Source organism: Nonomuraea sp. NPDC051941, from assembly GCF_044593615.1.
On the sequence record NZ_JBIUCF010000018.1, the window covers coordinates 230,711 to 249,016 of the forward strand.

Annotated in this window: 15 protein-coding genes; 2 read left to right on the top strand and 13 right to left on the bottom strand. The window is 72.7% G+C overall.

Going from position 1 to position 18,306, the window contains the following annotated elements; translation table 11 throughout:
• From ACIHFD_RS29530 to ACIHFD_RS29585, 12 genes are all read right to left on the bottom strand, one after another.
• On the bottom strand, positions 1-315 hold the full coding sequence (locus tag ACIHFD_RS29530; RefSeq protein ID WP_350736943.1) for a hypothetical protein: 315 nt from the start codon (positions 313-315) through the stop codon (positions 1-3).
• Entirely contained in the window at positions 315-1,700 is a 1,386-nt protein-coding gene (locus ACIHFD_RS29535; RefSeq protein ID WP_397369652.1) for a SagB family peptide dehydrogenase, read from the bottom strand. The genes ACIHFD_RS29530 and ACIHFD_RS29535 overlap by 1 nt, the downstream gene beginning before the upstream one ends.
• Positions 1,697-3,955, bottom strand: a complete 2,259-nt coding sequence (locus ACIHFD_RS29540) for a TOMM precursor leader peptide-binding protein (RefSeq protein ID WP_397369653.1) — start codon at positions 3,953-3,955, stop codon at positions 1,697-1,699. Before ACIHFD_RS29540 ends, ACIHFD_RS29535 begins: the two co-directional genes overlap by 4 nt.
• Positions 3,956-3,969: 14 nt before the next feature.
• Complete coding sequence (lanM, locus tag ACIHFD_RS29545; RefSeq protein ID WP_397369654.1) at positions 3,970-7,182, bottom strand: type 2 lanthipeptide synthetase LanM; 3,213 nt, start codon at positions 7,180-7,182, stop codon at positions 3,970-3,972.
• Position 7,183: 1 nt separating this feature from the next.
• The gene (locus ACIHFD_RS29550) at positions 7,184-9,763 is read right to left on the bottom strand and encodes an ATP-binding cassette domain-containing protein (protein ID WP_397369655.1); all 2,580 of its coding nucleotides are present in this window, start codon (positions 9,761-9,763) and stop codon (positions 7,184-7,186) included.
• Positions 9,760-11,925, bottom strand: coding sequence for a cysteine peptidase family C39 domain-containing protein (locus ACIHFD_RS29555; RefSeq protein ID WP_397369656.1), 2,166 nt, complete (start codon positions 11,923-11,925; stop codon positions 9,760-9,762). The genes ACIHFD_RS29550 and ACIHFD_RS29555 overlap by 4 nt, the downstream gene beginning before the upstream one ends.
• Positions 11,918-12,646, bottom strand: a complete 729-nt coding sequence (locus ACIHFD_RS29560) for a hypothetical protein (RefSeq protein ID WP_397369657.1) — start codon at positions 12,644-12,646, stop codon at positions 11,918-11,920. Before ACIHFD_RS29560 ends, ACIHFD_RS29555 begins: the two co-directional genes overlap by 8 nt.
• Positions 12,647-12,652: 6 nt before the next feature.
• Positions 12,653-12,946: a hypothetical protein gene (locus ACIHFD_RS29565; protein ID WP_350736926.1), complete on the bottom strand. Its 294-nt coding sequence runs from the start codon at positions 12,944-12,946 to the stop codon at positions 12,653-12,655.
• A gap of 89 nt (positions 12,947-13,035) precedes the next feature.
• Positions 13,036-13,326 carry a hypothetical protein gene (locus tag ACIHFD_RS29570; protein WP_397369658.1) on the bottom strand — a complete coding sequence of 97 codons (291 nt, stop codon included), beginning with the start codon at positions 13,324-13,326 and terminating at the stop codon, positions 13,036-13,038.
• A gap of 127 nt (positions 13,327-13,453) precedes the next feature.
• Positions 13,454-14,233 (bottom strand): hypothetical protein, encoded by a 780-nt coding sequence (locus ACIHFD_RS29575; protein WP_397369659.1) that lies wholly within the window; start codon positions 14,231-14,233, stop codon positions 13,454-13,456.
• Between the two features lie 367 nt (positions 14,234-14,600).
• Positions 14,601-14,936 carry a thiocillin family RiPP gene (locus ACIHFD_RS29580; protein ID WP_397369660.1) on the bottom strand — a complete coding sequence of 112 codons (336 nt, stop codon included), beginning with the start codon at positions 14,934-14,936 and terminating at the stop codon, positions 14,601-14,603.
• A 227-nt stretch (positions 14,937-15,163) separates the two neighbouring features.
• Positions 15,164-16,378 carry an MFS transporter gene (locus tag ACIHFD_RS29585; RefSeq protein ID WP_397369661.1) on the bottom strand — a complete coding sequence of 405 codons (1,215 nt, stop codon included), beginning with the start codon at positions 16,376-16,378 and terminating at the stop codon, positions 15,164-15,166.
• A gap of 86 nt (positions 16,379-16,464) precedes the next feature.
• Between ACIHFD_RS29585 and ACIHFD_RS29590 the strand changes: the two genes are divergently transcribed.
• A complete protein-coding gene (locus ACIHFD_RS29590; protein WP_364259290.1) occupies positions 16,465-16,917 on the top strand; it encodes a helix-turn-helix domain-containing protein in 453 nt (150 codons plus the stop codon).
• A 278-nt stretch (positions 16,918-17,195) separates the two neighbouring features.
• On the opposite strand, the gene ACIHFD_RS29595 is transcribed toward ACIHFD_RS29590, so the two are convergent.
• On the bottom strand, positions 17,196-17,699 hold the full coding sequence (locus tag ACIHFD_RS29595; protein WP_397369662.1) for a GNAT family N-acetyltransferase: 504 nt from the start codon (positions 17,697-17,699) through the stop codon (positions 17,196-17,198).
• 233 nt (positions 17,700-17,932) lie between these two features.
• Between ACIHFD_RS29595 and ACIHFD_RS29600 the strand changes: the two genes are divergently transcribed.
• Positions 17,933-18,253, top strand: coding sequence for an NAD(P)H-binding protein (locus tag ACIHFD_RS29600; RefSeq protein WP_397369663.1), 321 nt, complete (start codon positions 17,933-17,935; stop codon positions 18,251-18,253).
• Positions 18,254-18,306: the final 53 nt, after the last annotated feature.

Below are 18,306 nucleotides of genomic sequence, written 5' to 3' on the forward strand. Positions count from 1 at the left end.
TCAGAACGTGTCGCCCGTCGTGTTGGGGACGCTCGGCCCGGTCATGCTGGTGAGCGTGAGAATGGTGCTGACCGTGCCGGGCTCGGAAGAGCCGGCGGCCGACTCCAGGTCGGTGATGTCGAACTCGCCCTCCGGCTTGGGCGGCAGCGGCGGCGTGGGCACCCCCTCCGGGTAGACGATGCCGTACTGGCTCAGCAGGGCCCTGGGACCGCTCTCGTAGCGGCTCCGCAGCTCGGCGTCCTGCCACGCCGCCGCCACCAGCCGGGCGAACTTCCTGCGGTCCTCGTCCCCGAGGATGTAGATGCTTTCGGCCATCAGCGGTCTCCTTGTCTGTGCGGATCGGACTCTGCGGGGGCGCCGCCGATGAGGAAGTCCCCGACCGACGACTCGGTGGCCCAGTCGAGGCCGAAGGTGCGGGCGGCCAGGTCGGCGTCGCCGCTGCCGAGGCCGCAGGGCGCCATGCCCATCGCGGTGGCCACCAGGTAGAAGGTCTGGTAGAGCGCGCCGACGGTCTTCAACGTGGCGGCGTAGGCGATCGAGGAGTACTTCCACGACATGCGCTGGAAGCGCGAGGTGATGGTGATCAGCACGTCGGGGCTGGCCGTCCCGCCCGTGGCCAGGCTCGCCGCGGCCAGCATCGCCCGCGCGTCCTCGTCCCTGGCGGGAAGGGTGACGAGCCGGTGGCCGCGCGGGTCGTAGTAGTAGGCGCCGCTGTCCAGGCCCTCGCACCGGGCCACGGTCAGGTACAGCTCCAACTCGTAGACGGCGCCGCCGCCCGGGTAGGGCCTGCTGCTGGCCTCGTACGGCATGCCGGGCGCCGGCCCGAAGACGCGCCTGACCCTGGCGGCCCGGTAGAGCAGCTCGCCGAGCTGCCGGACCGTCGGCGGGCCGGCGTACTGGCGCACCGATCTGCGCGACTCCAGCACGGTGGTGAACGGCGGGTCGGCCGCGGCGGCCTCCTCCAGGGAGGGCGTGTACAGCTCGACGGCGGCGCCCTCGGGAGGCTGCTTGATCACCGGTGGCGGCGGCGTCTCGTCCAGGAAGCGGAAGGTCGCGCCGAACGGCTGCTCGTGCCGCCCCGCTCTGCTCCTGGCGTGAAAGAGCAGGTCGTGGAAGTCCCACGAGCGCAGCGCGGGATCGCGCTCCTCGGCGTCGCCCGCGACCGCCATGCCGGCGGCGACGAGGTGGCCGATCGCCTCGGGCGCCTCCTTCACCATGACCGGGCGGCCGAGCGCGGAGAGCAGCGGCATGGCGTCCTCGGTGAGCGTGACGCGGTGCCGGGACAGCGGGGACTCCAGGACGAGTCCCTGATCCGTCCTGCGGACGAGCGCGAACCTCGACAGGCGCACGGTGTCACTGGGAGCGAGCGCGGGCAGCCGGAACCGGGCGTCGCGGGCGATGGGCACCACCCGCAGCAGCGGCTCGACCGCGTGGACGAGGACCGCGCTCAGCCGCGACAGCGTCAGGTACAGCAGGGCAGCGTCGTGGCTGGTGCCGCCCGCCGCGAGGAGCCGCTCGGCCAGATCGTCCTGGTCCGCCAGCGTGCCGGGCAGCTCGCGCAGCAGCGACTCGACGGCCTGCGGCAGGCCGCGCAGGGTGACCGTGCCGAAGGGTTGCGCGATGGTCAGCACGCCGCCCGCGGACTCGACGACGGCGTCCTCGCGCAGCCCCACCATGGAGAGAGCCACGGGGCCGGTCACAGGAACATCGTGATGGGGTTCATCTGCTCCTCCGGAGTGGGCTCGGCGAGCCAGCCGAGCCGTACGGGCACGTCGTAGAGGCGGCCGGGGGCCAGCCGCCGCCAGAAGTGGCGCAGGCCGGGCACGATGACCTTGACGACCGGCAGGCCGATGTCGGGCCTGGTCTGGTCGAGCACGAGCATCTCCATCCCGCGCTCCTCGACCAGCGCGCGGGCCGCTTCGACGTCGTCGAGCAGGTCGGCGGTGGCCGGCCGGGCGTAGGCGGACGCGGGCACGGAGATCGAGGTGGGCGAGAGGTAGGGGTGGTCGGCGACGCGCGCGTTCGTCCACCAGTCGACCTGGTCGCGCTCGGGGAACCGGTAACGGGTGACGCCGTCCGGGCCGACGTCGATGACCGCGGGGATGAACTGGTTCAGCTCGGCCAGGGCGCGCTGGACGGCGATGCGCACGTCGAAGTGGGCGCCGAAGGCCATGAGGATGTCCTCGGTCGGCCCGTCGACCCGGCGGCTGACCGCGGCGGCCACCGGGACGCCGAGGTCGTTGGTGAGGTCGAGCACGTGCAGGTCGCGGCCGAGACCGGCGTAGACCTCCTGGAACTCGGAGATCCACGGGTCGGCGAAGGTGCCGAGATCGAAGGCGGGCCGCCGCAGGCGGTTGTACCACCACACGGCCACCGCGTCCCGCTCGACGAGCTCCATGAAGCCCTGAAGGACGGCGTCCTCCAGGGAGGAGCCGGCGGCGTTGCCGTTGGAGTCGGCCCAGGTGTAGAGCGGGCCGGTGGAGCGTTGGTCGTTGTAGTAGTAATAGAGGTAGCCGGTGGGCAGGTACTTGTGCCGCCGCTCGGTCAGCGACCACACGGGCGTCCATTCGATCGCGGCGTCCTCGTCGAAGGGGTCGTTGACGTAGGAGTAGCTGGAGGTGGCGCGGACCTCCCGGCGGGTGCGGTACTGGGCGTCGCTGTAGAGCGAGCAGGCGTTCGGGTGTACGGCGTCCGCGCCGAGCTCCCGCAGGCTCGCCGTGCGCCTGGCCTCGTCGCCCTGGAAGATGCCGGAGTAGCGTTCCATCGCCTCGCACATGGCGCTGACCTTGGCCTGCAGGTCGGTCATGCCCTTGCCGGCGCTCTGGGTCCGCAGGCCCTTGCGCAGCATGGCGAGGTCGCGGGTCTCCCGGGAGAAGTTGTGCCCGGCCACGTACGCCTTGACGAACGGCGTCCTGGTGTCCATCCGGGTGAGTTCACGGATGACGCCCGTAACCGGGCTGACCAGGTGGGCGTACCGCTCGGCGGTGTCCTCCGGGTGCTTGGAGCGGTGGCCGCCGTCGGCGGTGAAGGTCTTGGGCCGTGAGCGCAGCTCGACCGGGGACTGCGCGGCCGCGGCCATGAGGCCGGCGTCGCCGCACTCCGGGCACTGCGGCCTGCGTCGCAGCTCGTGGCGGGTGGCGCCGAGGCGCATGGTGTCGAAGGTGACCAGGTCGCGCTGCTGCGGGTTTCTAGCCCCGGCCAGCCACTTCGCCGCCTCGGCCGCGACGAGCCGCACGCCCGCGCCGCGGGTCAGCGCCAGGTCGGCGGCGGGCAGGGCCAGCGGGCGGCTGCTCCGTAACCTGTCCTCCACGTACGTCAGCGACTGCCGGTGCCCTTCCAACCGCTGGGACAGGCATCGCCAGCAGCCGCCGTCGCTCTCCCCCGGCTGGAAGACGGGGCCCAGCCAGAGGACGGGGCCGGTCGTGCGGGCCAGCAGCCATGGCCGCAGCTCCGCCAGGTGCCGCCGGTTGACGTCGGCCAGCTCTCCGCGCAGGTAGTCGTCGGTCAGCACGACGGTCAGCGCCGCGTCCTCCCCGGGGCCGGTCACCTCCACCCCCTCGGCGACCAGCAGGTCCCGCAGCTCCTCGGCGGGCACGTCCCCGACGGTGAGCAGCTCGGCCCGCCCGCCGCGCACCGCGGCGACCGCCTCCTGCGCCTGGAGTCCGGCCATCTCCCAGTAGGCGGCCGTCCTCCGATCCACGTCCTCGGTGACGTCGACCAGCAGATCGCGCTGCCTGAGCGTGTGGAGCACGTAGTAGACGTTCTCCGGCGGGACGTCCGGCTCCACCGCGACCAGGATGTCGTCGACGGTGTGCTTGCCGTCGAGCAGGCCGGCCACCGCCTCGATCGACCGGCCGGTGAGCACGTGCGTGTCGCGCTCGTTGATCAGGAAGACCCCGTCTCCCTCGATGACCTCGACCCTGAAATGGCGGCGGAAAGCTGGTCGGGCGTCCATAACGTTCCTTTCGGTCAGTGCACGAGGCGCAGCGAGGCGACCTGGTCGTCGGCGAGCCGGAGGAGGGTGAGCCCCGCCGCGGCGAGCCCGTCGGTTGCGGACAGGGACAGGCGGTCGGCGCGCCGCCGGTCGGCGAACCAGCGGCCCGTGTGGTCGCGGCGGCGCAGCAGTTCGGCAGCCAGTTCGCGGGCGGACCGCTCCAGCGCCCCGTCGCCGGTCAGGCGGGCGGTGTGCAGCGCCACCTCGGCGTCCACGACGAGCCGCGCGCAGGACCGTCCGGCCTCGGGCGCGCAGTACCTGGCCACGCGCTCCCGCAGGTCGCCGGGCACCTCGCCGGTGAGGAGGTGGGCGGTGGCGACGGCGGCGAGCAGCGAGCCGGGCGTGTCGAGGGCGAACCGGTGCGCCAGCAGCGGCGCGGCGGCAGCGCTGGTCTTCCCGGGGCCGGTCTTCCCGGGGCCGGCCTCCCCCAGCGCGCTCGCGCTGGCGGCCAGCGCCCACACCAGCCCGTCCACCCCGGTGGGCACCCCGTCGAGCGCGGGCACGCCCAGCGGGTACGGCGACCGGGCCGCGCCGCCGCCGGCCAGCTCGGCCAGCAGTTCCTCATGCAGCCGCGCGGCGAGCGCCTCGGCCGCGGGGACCGCCGTCGGGGCGGCCTCGCGCAGCTTGTGCAGGGCGAGCAGCAGCCCGGCCCGGCCCAGCACGGGTTCGGCGCTGGTCGGCAGGGACAGCTGGGCCTCGGCGAGCGGCACCAGCGCGACCGCCCGCTCCACGAGCCTGGTGTCGGCCAGGGTGGCGCCGCAGCGGCTCAGCGCGTAGATGGTCGAGCCGAGGCCCACGAACGCCCCGACGGGCGCGAGCGTCCCGCACATCCTGCGGTAGACGCCCGACTGCGTGGACAGCGTCGCGAACTCGGCCGAGGCGTCCAGCGCGTCCTGCGCGGCCGTCCAGTGGCCGGGGGCGCCCGTGTTGGCGTACAGCTCGGCGAGGAAGACGGCGAGGCCGGCGGTGCCGGTGAGCAGGTCACCCTGAAGGGGTTCGACCTGGTCCAGGCCGTGCGCGGGATAGGTGACCACGCCGATCCAGCCGGACCGCTCGCCGACGGGGCCGCCCGCGGGCGTGCCGACCGGGACGGCGCTGGCGAGCACCTGGTCGGCGAGCTCGCCGGCGCGGGCGAGCAGCACCTCGGCCTCGGGCTCCGCCCGCCGGCCCGACAGGTCGTAGACGTACTGGCCGATCTCGCGCACCGTGCGGGGCCGGGGCCCGGGGCCGGGGAACAAGGTGGGCAGTTGCCCCGCGCCCGTGAAGTCCAGGCAGGTCTCCAGCACGGCGAGCTGCTCGTCCACCGGGAACCCCGCCAGGTCGGCGAGGCGGTCCTGAAGCCGCTGCCACGCCGTGCCCGAGAAGTGCCCGGGGATCTCGACGCCGTCGGGGGTGAACACCGAGTCCGAGCCGGGCCTGGAGACGAACAGGGGGACGTCCATCCGGCGGAACGCGTCGATCTCCTGCTCGACGATCTCCAGGATGTCCTCGCGCCCCGGGTCCCGCCGCAGCGTCTCGCGGGCGCTGCGGAACAGGTGGGCGAAGGTGATCTCCCTGGCCATCCCGTCGATCAGCGCCCCCGGGCTGAGGCTCATGCCGAGCAGCTCGACGCAGTCCCAGGTGCTGCGCCAGATGTAGCGGACCGGCGCGTCCTCCAACAGCGCGAGCGGGCCGCAGGCGTCGGCGAGCAGCTCGCGGTTGCGCGTCAGGCAGTCCTGCATCTGCCGGTAGCCCTCGGCCACCTCGTCGGCGTAGCGGCTCGGGTCGGCCAGCTCGCCCGCGCCCCACGTGGGCCGGTACGGCGGCGCCTCCCAGCCGAGCGGGTACAACTGGGGGTTCTGCGCGACCTGCTCCTGCAGTCCGGCCATGCACCCGATGTCGTGCGACTGGACGCCGCCCGCGATCACCCGGGGAAAGCTGATGACGGCGGTCTTGACCACCGTCTCCTCGACCTGCCCCCACAGGGACTGGATGCGGTCTCCGATGAGGGCGGGCTTGCTGATGCGGCCCTGGAGGACGTTCTCCAGGTCGATGAAGACCGGCGTGTCCCCCTTGGCGACCAGGTTGTCGGCCCACAGGTCGCGGCACTCCAGGAACTGGGCGAGCCTGGCCAGCATGCCCAGGCGCGTGTAGTAGCGCCGTACGCTGTCCTCGTCGGTGGCGGGCTCGGCGGTGACGTACTCCTCCCAGCCGTAGCCGTCGCGCAGGACGACCGTGCGGGTGTGCAGGGTGAGCGGCAGCCCGTGGTTGTTCAGCAGGGTGCACACGTCCATCAGCCCGACCACCGAGCGCAGGTCCTTCGGCTTGTAGACGACCCGCTCGCCCGAGGCGAAGGTGAGCAACGTGACCACCCGGCCGTGGTTGTGCGGGTCGCCCGAGTCGCCGGAGTATCCCGTGACCGGTCCGGGGGCGGTCCAGCCCCACAGCGTCCTGCGCAGCTCCGGCAGGTCGGCGTTCAACCGGTCGAAGAGCTCGTGAACGACGCGCCGCCACTGCAGGCAGGCCATGCCCATGACGTAGGCCAGCCCCGGGAGCGTCTCCAGCCGGTCGAGCCAGCCGGACTGGCTGACGTCCAGGCCGGGGCTCTGCAGCCAGGCGGACACGTCGTTGGCGGTGCCGGCGAGCTGCGCCTCGAACGCGAAGCCGGAGAAGCAGACCTGCGTCAGGCGCTCGATCAGCTGGCCCGCGATGTCCTCGCACGCCTCGGGGGTGACGGGGACTCCGCGTACCGTCCCGTCCTTCATGTCCACCAGCCGGTTGACGGCGCGCCTGAACGCCACGAACGGGGAGCCGGGCCGCCCGGACGCGGGGTCGGCCGCGGCCGTGGGCGGCTGGGCGAGCAGGAAGTCCACCAGGGCGTAACCCCAGTCGGGCAGCCTGCCCGGGTCGGCGAGCCGGACGTCGACGAGCCCGGCGCCGAGGTCGCGGCCGGAGCGCCTGCGGTGGTGCAGCAGCGCCCGCTTGGCGTCCTCGTCGTCGCCGACGGCGGCCTTCAGCCAGCGTGTGGTGCGTTCGGACGCCTGGCGCGGGCTGCGCCCCGCCACGGGGACGAAGAACTCTCCCGACACGCGCTCGGGGAAGGGCGCCGCCGCGGCGAGCACGGCTATCAGCCGTTCGTCCCCACCCGGAACCGCGAGCAGGCCCTCGCCCTGCGCTTCGGCGTATCCGGCGTGAACCGAGACCGTCATCTCAGACCTCCTGTCGGCGGACCATGCGGGCGAAGAGCCGGCTGTCGTCCATCAGCTCCTCGAAGGGGCCGTCGGCGACGACCCTCCCCTGGTCGAGTACGTAGATCCGATCCGCCGACTTGATGGTGCTCAGCCGGTGCGCGATCACGATCCGGGTGATGTCCAACTCGGCGATCCTCCGGCTGACCAGCGCCTGGGTGTGGTTGTCCAGGGCGCTCGTCGCCTCGTCGAGGATGAGGACGCGCGGGCGCTTCACCAGCGCTCTGGCGATGAGCAGCCGCTGGAGCTGACCGCCCGAGAAGGACGCGTTGTCCTCTCCGACGACGGTGTGCAGGCCCATGGGCATCGCGGCGATGTCGCCGTCCAGGTCGGCCAGGCGGGCCGCCCACCAGGCGTCCTCCTCCGTCGCACCGGGCACGTCGCCGATGATGTTCTCCAGGATCGAGCCTCTGAGCACTCTGGCCTGCTGCATCACCACGCCCACCTGGGCGCGCACGCGGCGCAGATCGAGGTCGCGCAGGTCGCCGCCGTCGTAGAGCACCTGGCCGGTGCGGGGCGGCTCGAAGCCCAGCAGCAGCCGTACCAGCGTGGACTTGCCCGCGCCGGACGGGCCCGCGACCGCGACGAACTCGCCCGGCTTGAACACCATCGACACGTCGTCGAGGATCCGCATCGCGGTGCCGGGGTAGGCGAAGGAGACGCCGCTGAGCCGTACCAGCCCGCTCAGCTCGCCCGGGTCCTTCGCGCCCGGCGACGTCTCGGGCGCCCGCTCGAGCACCGGGCGCAGCCGCTCGAACCGGGGCAGGAGGGCGAAGGCCGCTTCCACCGCCCTGTTCATCTGGCCGAGCGCGAGCACGAACTGGCCGAGCGCCACGGCGGCGATCACGAAGGACGCCGTCGGGACGCCCCAGGCCAGGCCGGTGGCGGCGAGGAGCAGCAGCAGCGCCGGCTGCGCCGAGGCGCCGATCGCCGTCGACACCGCCCGTTCGCGCTGGATCGCCTCGGCCGCGCGCTGCTGCGTCGCGAACAGCCGGGACCACAGCCCGAACACCTGGGCCTCCCGGCCCGCGACGTGGATCTTGTCGATCGCGCCGAGGCACGCGTAAAGCAGGGAGTAGACCTTCCCGTACTGCTCGTGCATGACCAGCTCGTGCCGCTGCTGCCGGACCGCGCGCCCGGCGAGCACGGCGAGCAGCGCGACCACCCCGCCCAGCGCGACCAGGGCCAGCCGCCAGTCCACGGCGAGCAGCGCCAGCAGGCCGAACAGGGAGAACATGCCGCCGAGGAGGGAGTTGACCGCGGCCTCGCCGAGCGCCTTGCGCATGTCGGAGATGGCGTTGGCGCGCTGGACCAGCTCGCCGGTGCTGTACCGGTTGAAGAACGGCAGGTCGAGGGAGATGAGGTGGCTCCAGACGGCGGGTTCGAGCCGTTCCTGGAGACGTCCGTGGACGCGTACGAGCACAGAGTTGCGCACGGCGAGGAGCAGGGCGCTCGCGCACACCATGGCGGCGATGATCACCGCGGTCCAGATCGTCGCGGGCCGGTCGGCGGGGTTGGACGCGGAGGTCAGCAGGCTGAAGGTGAGCAGGGGGACGCCGAGCGCGAGCAGCCCGGCGCCGCCGCCGGCCGCGAGGAGCCAGGCCAGCTCCCTGCCCGCGCCGCGCAGGCCGAACCTGAGCAGCGCGACGGGGGTGGCGACGCCCTCGCCGAGCGGCGGGTAGATCTGCCAGGCGTCCGGGGCGAGGCCGGCGGCCACGGACTCGGTCACCCGGCACGGGTCCGCCGCCGGGTCCGCGGCGCGGTAGCCGCCCCGGTGCGGCAGGAGCGCCACCGGCCGCCCGCCCTCCCGGGTGAAGCCGATCATAGGGACGGTGGCCGTGCGCCACCATCGTCCGGAAAGGCGTACCCGCCGGTGCCTGACCCTGGCGGCGTCCAGCGCCGCGCCGAGCGGGTCGCCGGACGCCGACCCGGCGTCGGGGCCCGGGGCGCTCTCCCGCACGGCGAACCCGCAGTGGTCGCCGAGCGTCTTGACCACTTTCGCGGCGTGTTCGGCGGTCGTCCGGGGCCGGTCAGGGGAGGGCGGCGCGCCGGCGGCGACCCCGACATCGGCGAACGACCGCCGGAGCGTCTCGCTCGTGGCCGCCACCCTGGCCACGCGCCAGTTGTCCCGATCGGCCTCCTCCGCCTCGGCCAGCAGCAGCACCTGCTCCAGCGCCCCGCGGTGCAGTGCGCGCAGCTCGCGCTCGCTCGGCGGGTCGAGCGCCGCCGTCCGGCCGCCGCCTGAGCCGGCCTGCGCGCCGGGCCCGTGGAGGCGGCGCGCCCAGGCCGACACCGCGCCCGCGTCCCTGCGGACGCGGCGCACCGACGTCCCGTCGGCCGGGGAGGCCAGAACGGTGTAGCCCCGCGGCAGGTCGGTGGCGGCGAAGCCGTGCATGAGCTGCCCGCTCTCCACGCGGACGACGCGGCGGCGGGGGCCCTGGCCGTCCACGGGCGCCAGCAGGACGTCGACGGAGCCGCTGACCACGTGCCAGCAGGCATAGGGGTCGATCAGCTCGATCTCACTGACGGGGTAGCCGTTCATGCCGCTTCCTCGACGAGTGTGCGGTAGGGGCCGGACTCGGCGATGAGCTCGGCGTGGGTTCCCCGCTGGACGACCTTGCCGCGGTCCAGCACGAGGATCAGATCGCTGTCGCGTACGGTGCTGAGCCGGTGCGCGATGACCACGCACGTGCAGCCCCTGGCTTTGAGGTTGGCGTCCACCAGGGCCTCGGTCTCCGCGTCCAGCGCGCTGGTGGCCTCGTCCAGCACCAGCACCGAGGGGGACAGCGCGAGCGCCCTGGCGATCTCCAGGCGCTGCCGCTCGCCGCCCGACAGGTTGCGGCCCCGCTCCTCGACCCAGCCGCCCGACAGCCCGCCCCTGCGGTGGACCACCTCGGCGATGCAGGCGTCGCCGAGCGCCCGGCGCAGCCGGTACGCGGGAACCGTCGGGTCCCACAGCGTGAGGTTGTCGGCCACCGTACCCTCGAACACCTGCAGGTTCTGCTCCACGTAGCCGATCGAGGTGGACAGCGTCTCCCTGGGCATCTCGTCCCTCGGCACGCCGTCGAACCTGATCTGCCCGGACCACGGCACGGCCGCTCCGGTGAGCAGGCGGGCGACCGTGGACTTGCCGCTGCCGGTGCGGCCGACGATGGCGATGCGCTGGCCGGGCTCCGCGCGCCACGACAGCCCCTCGATCACCGGCCCGTGCTGGCGGTCGTAACCGAAGGTGACCCCGTCGAACTCCACCGTGCCGCGCAGGCCCCCCGCCCCCTCGGGGGCGCCGGGGGGCTCGGCGTGGCGGGGGTCGGGCTCGGCATGCAGCGCGTCGTCGAGCATGCCGGTCTGCGCGACCGCGACCTGTGCCTCGGCGCCGACCCCGACCAGCGAGGACATGGGTACGAGGAAGGCGCCGACGAGGAGCTGGGCCGCGATGACGGTCTCCATCGTGACCTCACCGCGGGCCATCAGCACCGCTCCGGTGATCACCATGGTGGCCCCGGCGAGCGAGCCGAGCGCGGCGGGCACCACCATCAGCGCCTGCGTGACCCGCATCAGTTCCTGCACCGCCGACATGGTCCGCGCCGACAGCCCCGCCCACTTGGCGAAGAACCATCCCTCGGCGCCGTCGGCCTTCAGCGACTCGGCCATCGAGACGCCGTTGAACGCCATGCTGTCCCTGCGGTGCTCGTCGAAGATGAGCCGCTGCTGGTGCGGGGCGGTGCGGCGGCTGACCGCGCGCATCGCCACCAGATTGACGGCCGCCAGCAGCACGGCGACGGCGGCGAAGGCCGGGTGGAAGGCGAACAGGATCGACGAGTGCACCACCATGGTGAGCACGGCCGCTATGACGGCGGCGACCCGGTCCGACAGCAGCAGGGCCAGCCCCGCGCCGAAGGACGTCCTGGTCACCAGGCCACCGGTCTGCCGCCGGTGGAAGTGGTCGCCCGGTAGCCTGAGCAGCCGCCACACGTACCGGCCGGACAGGTCGGCCGCCATCGCCAGCTGCACGGCGCCGAGCAGCCGCTGCTGCGCCCACATGCCGGCCAGGGTGAAGCCGACGCAGCCGAGCAGCCCGAGGAGCACGGGCGCGGACCAGGCCGCGCCGCCGGCGACCAGCACCTTGCCCAGCAGGAGCCGGGTCAGCAGCGCGGTGACCGCCGCGGGCAGGGCCAGCATGAAGGCCATGACGGCGATGGCGAGCAGCGTGGACAGGTACGGCCGCACCTTCGCCAGCACCGAGCGGGCCATGGGGAACCGCGGCCCTCCCGGCGTGAAGCCCTCGCCCGGACGCGGTACCAGCACGATCCCGCTGAATCGCCGCCGGAACTCCTCCCTGCTCAGCCGGATCCTGCCCACGGCGGGGTCGTTGAGGTAGGCCCACCGCTTGCGCATGCCTTCCAGCACCACGTAGTGCCGCTGGTCGACGAAGATCATCGAGGGGACGGGGAAGCTCTCCAGCGCGTCGGCCTCCACCCGCCAGCCGCCGATGGTGAAGCCGTACTCCTCGGCCGCCGCCTTGAGCCCGGCTCCCGTGAGGCCGTCCCTGCCCACTCCGCACCGTTCTCTGATATCGCGTACGGGGACGCGCAGGCCGTGGTGGGCGAAGATCGTACTCAGGCAGGCGGGCCCGCAGTCGGCGTCCTCCATCTGCGGCCGGCGCTCGGTGCGGACCGGCCGCGGCCTGGTCGCGTGCTCAGCCACGACGTCCTCCGGCGAACAGGGCGTCCACGGGGCGGACGACGGCGACGGTGATCTCCCCCGACACCGGGGTGAGCGTGGCGCCCGGCCAGGCCTGCCGGTCGAGGTCGACGGTCACCAGGTGCCGCCCGTCCGCCCGCAGGGCCTCGCCGAACAGCGGGCGCAGCAGCTCGCCGGAGGCGGGGTACGGTTCGACCGCGCTCACCCGGCCCCGCGCGCCCGTGCCGCCGAACGTGCCGCCGAACGTGACGGTCTGGCCCGGGGCGAGCGCGCCGATCCTGTCCCGGCCGACCATGAGCAGCGCCCGCAGGGGGCCGGCGGCCGGGTCGACCGCCGCGACGGTGCCGCCCGCGGCCAGGACCGCGCCGGGGGCCGCCGTACGCAGCACCCGTCCCCTCGCGGTGCCCGTCACGACGTGCCTGCGTCCCCGCTCGTCGGCCAGCACGGCCAACGGCGTCGCCGGGGTCACCTCCTGGCCCACGCGGACCAGGACCTCGGCCACGCTGCCGGGCACGGGGGCGGCCACCGGCACGGGACCGGCGCCGGCCACCAGCACGCCGGTGCCGGCGACCACGTCACGGACCTGCCCCAGCCAGGCCCAGCTCGCCGCGCAGCCCGCGACCAGGATGAGCGCGGCCGCGGCGAGCCAGGCCTTGGCCCGCACCGTGGAGACGAGCTCGTCGATCCGCTCGCCTCCTGGCGCCTCCGTCGCGGTCATGGTCATCGCGTGTCACTCTCCCGGGGTCGGCGTGTACAGGCAGAAGCAGAGGCTGAGCAGGCACGGAGGGGGCGGCGGCATCTCCGCGGACCCGTCGAGGATCTCGATGACGAGCTCGGCGCCGGGCTCCGGCGGCAGCGTCGGGGCGCCTGCCCCGTCGGCCGGCCGGAGGTTGTACTCGGCCAGGACCGAGAGGGGATCGCGCTCGTACCGGAGTCTGAAGTCGGCGTCGAGCCATGACCTCGCGGTCAGCTCGCCGAACGCCCTGCGCTGAGTCGTGTCCCAGCCGATCGTGTCCACAGTCATCACAAGTCCTCCCGCCGCGGGTGTGTGAGATGCTGGTCTGGCGAGGTGGTGGGCATCTGGACTGCCCACCACCACGCCTTGCGAGGTCGTCAGGCGCTCTGTCCGCCGGAGAAGCATCCGGTCGGGCAGCTCACCGTGCCGATCGTGCCGAGGGCGCCGCCCGCGGACGATTCGAGGCTCTCCAGGTCGATGGCCTGGCCGGGTTGGTCAGGCAGGTCGGGTGTGGCCAGCTCACGCGGCCAGTCGACGCCCGCTTCGGCGAGGGCGGCGCGCGGGTCTCGTTCGAACTCCCGCCTGAGCGACTCGTCGGACCAGGCGCGTGCGACGAATCTGGCGATCTGCCTGCGCAGTTCCGGGGACAGGGTGGGGTCTTCTGGCATGAGGTCACCTCGCTGGTGAGGCCCCGGGGTTCCGGGTGGGTCAGGGGCGGCCGCCTACGAGGTCCAGATTCGTCATCAGCGGCAAAAGCCGCCAGAAACAACTAACACCGACATATCGTGATGTTCATCATTTCTGGTAGTCAGGATTTCCTGATGGGAGCCGCTGCTCGCGATGCGCGAAACCGCGCATCTCTCTCTGTGCCTCGCGGGCCATGTCGAGCATGCGGCCCAGCTCTTTCTTGACGTTCTCCGCGTCGCCCTCCACGCCGGCGACGGCCCTGCGGCCCTGCTCGGCGATGGCGTCGATCCGGCTGCCGAGGATGCCCTCCAGCTCGCCCATCGCCCGCGCGCGCTGCGCCGCCACCTCGACCATGGCCAGCTCGGCCCTGGTCGCGTAGAGGACCCGCGCCGTTTCCGCGAAATGCGTCAGACCCGCCAGGGGGATGGCCGCCACGGAGAGGGACAGGGTCCAGGACAGCCCGCCCACGAGATCGTCGCCGAGCACCATCGACTTGGCCGTCTCGGCGACGGCCACCAGCAGGGACGCCGGCAGGGGGTACGGCCTGGGCAGGAGCCCCAGCGCCATCGCGGCGAGGAAGACGCCCGACGCGGCCCACCACTCGCCCAGGAACGGAAGCGGCAGGTAGACCAGGAGCGCCATGACCCCCACCGCCCACCGGTGCCACGGCCCGCGCGGGCCGGTGCAGCCGGCCGCGATGTAGAGGGCGAGGACCGCGATCGCCAGAAGGATGCCTGGGATGCGCCAGGGGTGTGGATTCTCGATGTAGTAACCGAACGTGGGAAAGATCAGGTAAACGGCGAACGCCACGATCGCCGCGCGGCCGAGCCGCACCTCCAGTGGCGCGCGAGCCGTCACCCTCGAACCGGGAACCCCTGTCTGGGTCACAAGCGGATCATGACAACCGATCTCGGCGGTGGCAACGCATCACTGGTTACTTTTCGCACATATCGGAATTTCGTGGCTTCCGCTCCGAACAATCCGGCGCCGTTCATCCCGACGCCGCCGACCGGAGGCGTGACCGTCACCCGCGAACCCGCCGCGACCACCAGGCCCGCAACGACCGGCCCGATGCCTGGCTGTCACCGGCGAACCGGCCGCGATCACCGGGCCCCTCACCGCCCCGGCCGGGGAGACATCTGCCCGCCCGGCCGGGGATGGGGCGGGGGCGGCACCCGGCGGCGGCGGGCCGCCGGGTGCCACGGCAAGGGCGTGGGAGCGCGCCGCGGGCCGGACCGCGCCCCCCGCGGCACTGTCAGGTCTCCGCCACGCCCGCGCAGCCGAAGGTGGAGGCGGTGGCGACGCAGCCGGTGAAGCAGCTGACCGAGCTGGCGGAGCCGAAGCAGCCGTCGGCCGGGGCCTCGGTGCCGGCCGCGACCTCGAGCTCCTCGATGCTGAACTGACCGGCGGGCTTCGGGGGCAGCGGCGGCGTGGCCACACCCTCCGGGTACGCGATGCCGTACTCGGCCAGCAGCAGGCGAGGCTCGCGGCCGTAACGGGTCTTCACGTCGTCCTCCGACCACGCGGCGGCGATCAGCCTGGCGAACTTCTTGCGGTCCTCGTCACCGAGAATGTAGAGGCTTTCGGCCATCGGGCCCACTCTCCTTCCGCCTCGGCTCGCAGCCGAGATCCGATGGGAGTGGCAGCGGGCATCTGGACTGCTCGCTGCCCCTTGTTGCAGGTCAAGCCTCGCCCGCCGGGCCCCTTCGCCGGTAGAAACAACTAACACGAACCCCTGTGACAACTGTCATGTGACACTTCCCTCAGGTGACGTCGGCTGGCGCGGGAGGACCCGAGAAGCGAACGCGCCATCGAGTGTCAGCGGGACGTGTCCGATACGGACGCACGTGGTTGCCGCGCCTGCGGTAGAGCGGTGAAGCGTCGGGTCGAGGTGGCGACGAGGAGTCCGAGTGCGGCGTAGGCCGCGCCGAGCAGGCTGGCGGCCGGCCATCCGGCGGCGCTGTAGGCCCAGGTGGTGGTGATCGCACCGAGCGCGGAGCCGAGGGAGTAGAAGGCCATGTAGGCGCCGATGACGCTGCTGCTCTGGTCGGGGCGGGCGTTGGTGAGCAGGTGCTGGCTGCTGACGTGAACGGCTTGCACGGCGAAGTCCAGGACGATGACGCCGACGATCAACGGCCACAGCGACGACCCCGCTTGGGCGATCAGCAGCCACGAGGCCGTGAGCAGGGCCAGCGACCAGCCGGTGACCGAGGGCGCCAGGCCCCGGTCGGCCCATCGGCCGGCCCGGGCCGCGCCCAGTGCCCCGGTGAGACCGGCGAGTCCGAACAGTCCGATCTCGGTAGTGCCCAAGTGCCACGGCGCGGCGCCGAGCGGGAGCGCCAGCCCGCTCCACAGCGTGCCGAAGGAGGCGAACAGGAAGAACGCGACCAGTCCCCGGCTGAGGAAGAGCCGGTCGCCGACGACCAGACGACCCAGCGATGACAGCAGCTGCCCGTACCGGGCTCGGGGGCGGCGGATGTCGGCCTCGAGGGTGAATCGGGCGGCGAGCGCGAGCATCCCGCAGAGTCCGGCGATCACGAGGTAGACCATGCGCCAGTCGGCCAGCTCGCCCAGCGTGCCCGCGACCACCCGTACTCCGAGGATCCCGATGACCACGCCCGAGGTGACCGCTCCGATGTTGCGGCCGCGCTCGCCGTCCGGTGAAACGGCGGCGACGTAGGCCACCGTGATCTGGACGACCACGGCGAACAGTCCGGCCAGGGCCAGGCCCGCGATCGCGACGACACCGCTGGGTGCGGCGGCGGCCACCCCGGCACCTACCGCTGTGAGCAGCATGTGCACCGTGATGAGTCTGCGGCGGTCGAACAGGTCACCGAGCGGGACCAGCAGCACCAGCCCCGCGAGATAGCCGATCTGGCCGGCGGCGACCAGCCACCCCAAGGCTCCTTCCCCCAGCCCGAGGTCCTGGCCCGCGGCCTCGATGACCGGCTGGATGCCGTAGATGGTCGACACCGCCACCGCGCACACCAGCGCGAGCACGGCCCGCTGCCTCCCGGTCAATCCTGACGACATATCACCCTCCAGTAAGTTGCAAAATGCAACTCATCTGAAGCTAGGGCATACTGGTTTCATATTGCAACTCATCTTGGAGGGGGCCGGTGGACGTCGCACTCGCCGCAGGAAGCGCTTGGACCGACCCGGCCTGCCCGGTCGCACGGACCGTCGACCTGATAGGCGACCGGTGGAGCCTGCTGATCATCCGCGACGCGATGGACGGGGCGACGACCTTCACCGAGTTCCTTCAACGGCTGGGGATCGCCCGCAACATCCTCACCGACCGGCTCCGCAAACTCGTCGAGCACGGCATCCTTGACAAGAGCGCCGCCGCCGACGGCAGACGGCACACGTACCGGCTCACCGAAGCCGGGCTGGACCTCTTCACGGCCGTCGTCGCCCTCCGCCAATGGGGCGAGCGCCACGCCTTCGCCCCGGACGAGTCGCACTCCGTTCTCGTCGACGACCAAGGGCGGGAGCTTCCCGAACTCCACCCGCTCAGCCGAGACGGCGCGCCGCTCTCCGCCGAGGCGTCGCACGTTCGGAAAATCGCCTGAGCCCAGCCACGCCAGTACCTGTCCCATCGGGCTCTGGATGCCCCTCCACCTGTGCACTCGCCTGCCGGCAACTGCACTAGGGGTGTTCGCCGGAGGGGATCCACCACAGGCTCAACGGCGTGCTCGTGGTACGGCGACGACCCGCACGCGCTCGATCACCTGATGGACGGACTGCGCTTTCACGACAATCCCGTGGAGGAAATGGGAGCATCAGCTCCGCCTTGGCGCTGATCGGACGGCTCTCCGGGATCTGCAGCCCAGGCACTTCAGAATGGCCTTCAGCTTGCTGCCGGTTCCCGCACCATGAAGACGTCGACCGGGTCCTCGGTCTCCACAGTGAACCCGTGGCGTTCGTACAGCCGTTGTGCGGCGCTTCCCTGCAGGACGTTCAGCCGGACGGTCAGGCCTTCGGCGTCGGATCGCTCCAGCAGTTCGCGCAGCACGGCCGAGCCGAGGCCGCGGCCCTGGAGTTCCTGGGCGAGGTAGAAGTGCTCGAACCACCACGCGTCCTCGCCCGGGCGGAATGTCACGCAACCCGCGAAGTCGCCGTCCGTCTCGATGACCGACGTGTAGTCCGGGCAGAAGGCGTCCCGGAACCGCTGCCGGACCCGGTGCTCGTCGAAGCGGCCCAGTCGTTGCAGGTCCGGGCGCATGACCGACGCGCGCAGGTCCGCGATCGCCTCGACGTCTGTCGGCTCCGCGCGGCGCAGCGTCCACGTCATCGGGTGGTCCGACCCGATCCCGTGCGTCGCGAACCCCGGCCGCCCCCCGTCTGTTGTCATGCGCGGGAGTATCCCAGAGGGCCGTCCGCGGGCTGGTAGCCGGGGGTAGCCGGTCGGGCCCGCGCCGGGGTTGGCCGGTCGGGCCCGCAGGCCGGGCGACCGAGGGTGGTCGGGCCCCCAGGTGCCGGTGACCAGGGTGGGGCGTAGGCCGGTGGCCGGGGTGGGTGGGAAATGGGTGGCAGGCGGCGGGTCGTGGGCGGTTGACTTGGCCGATCTTCGTCGGAGGGAGTTCCATGATCGTGGTCACCGGGGCGTCCGGGGCGCTCGGTCGTCTGGTCATCGACCGGTTGTCCGCTCGGCCCGATGTGGTGGCCGTCGTGCGCGATCCCGTACGGGCCCCGCAGGGCGTCCGGGTACGGCGGGGCGACTACGACGAGCCGGACAGCCTGCGCGAGGCGTTCGAGGGGGCCACGCGGCTCCTGCTCATCTCGTCGCCGGAACTCGACCCGGCGCGCAGGATCAAGCAGCACCTGGACGCGGTCGCGGCGGCGGCCGACGCCATCGCCTACACGAGCGTCTTGAATTCTCTGTGGTTCCCTGAAGGAATCAGGTAGTTCGGGCGGGCGTAGCCTGCTGTGGGCTGCTCCCGTGCTTGGCAAGCGCGAGC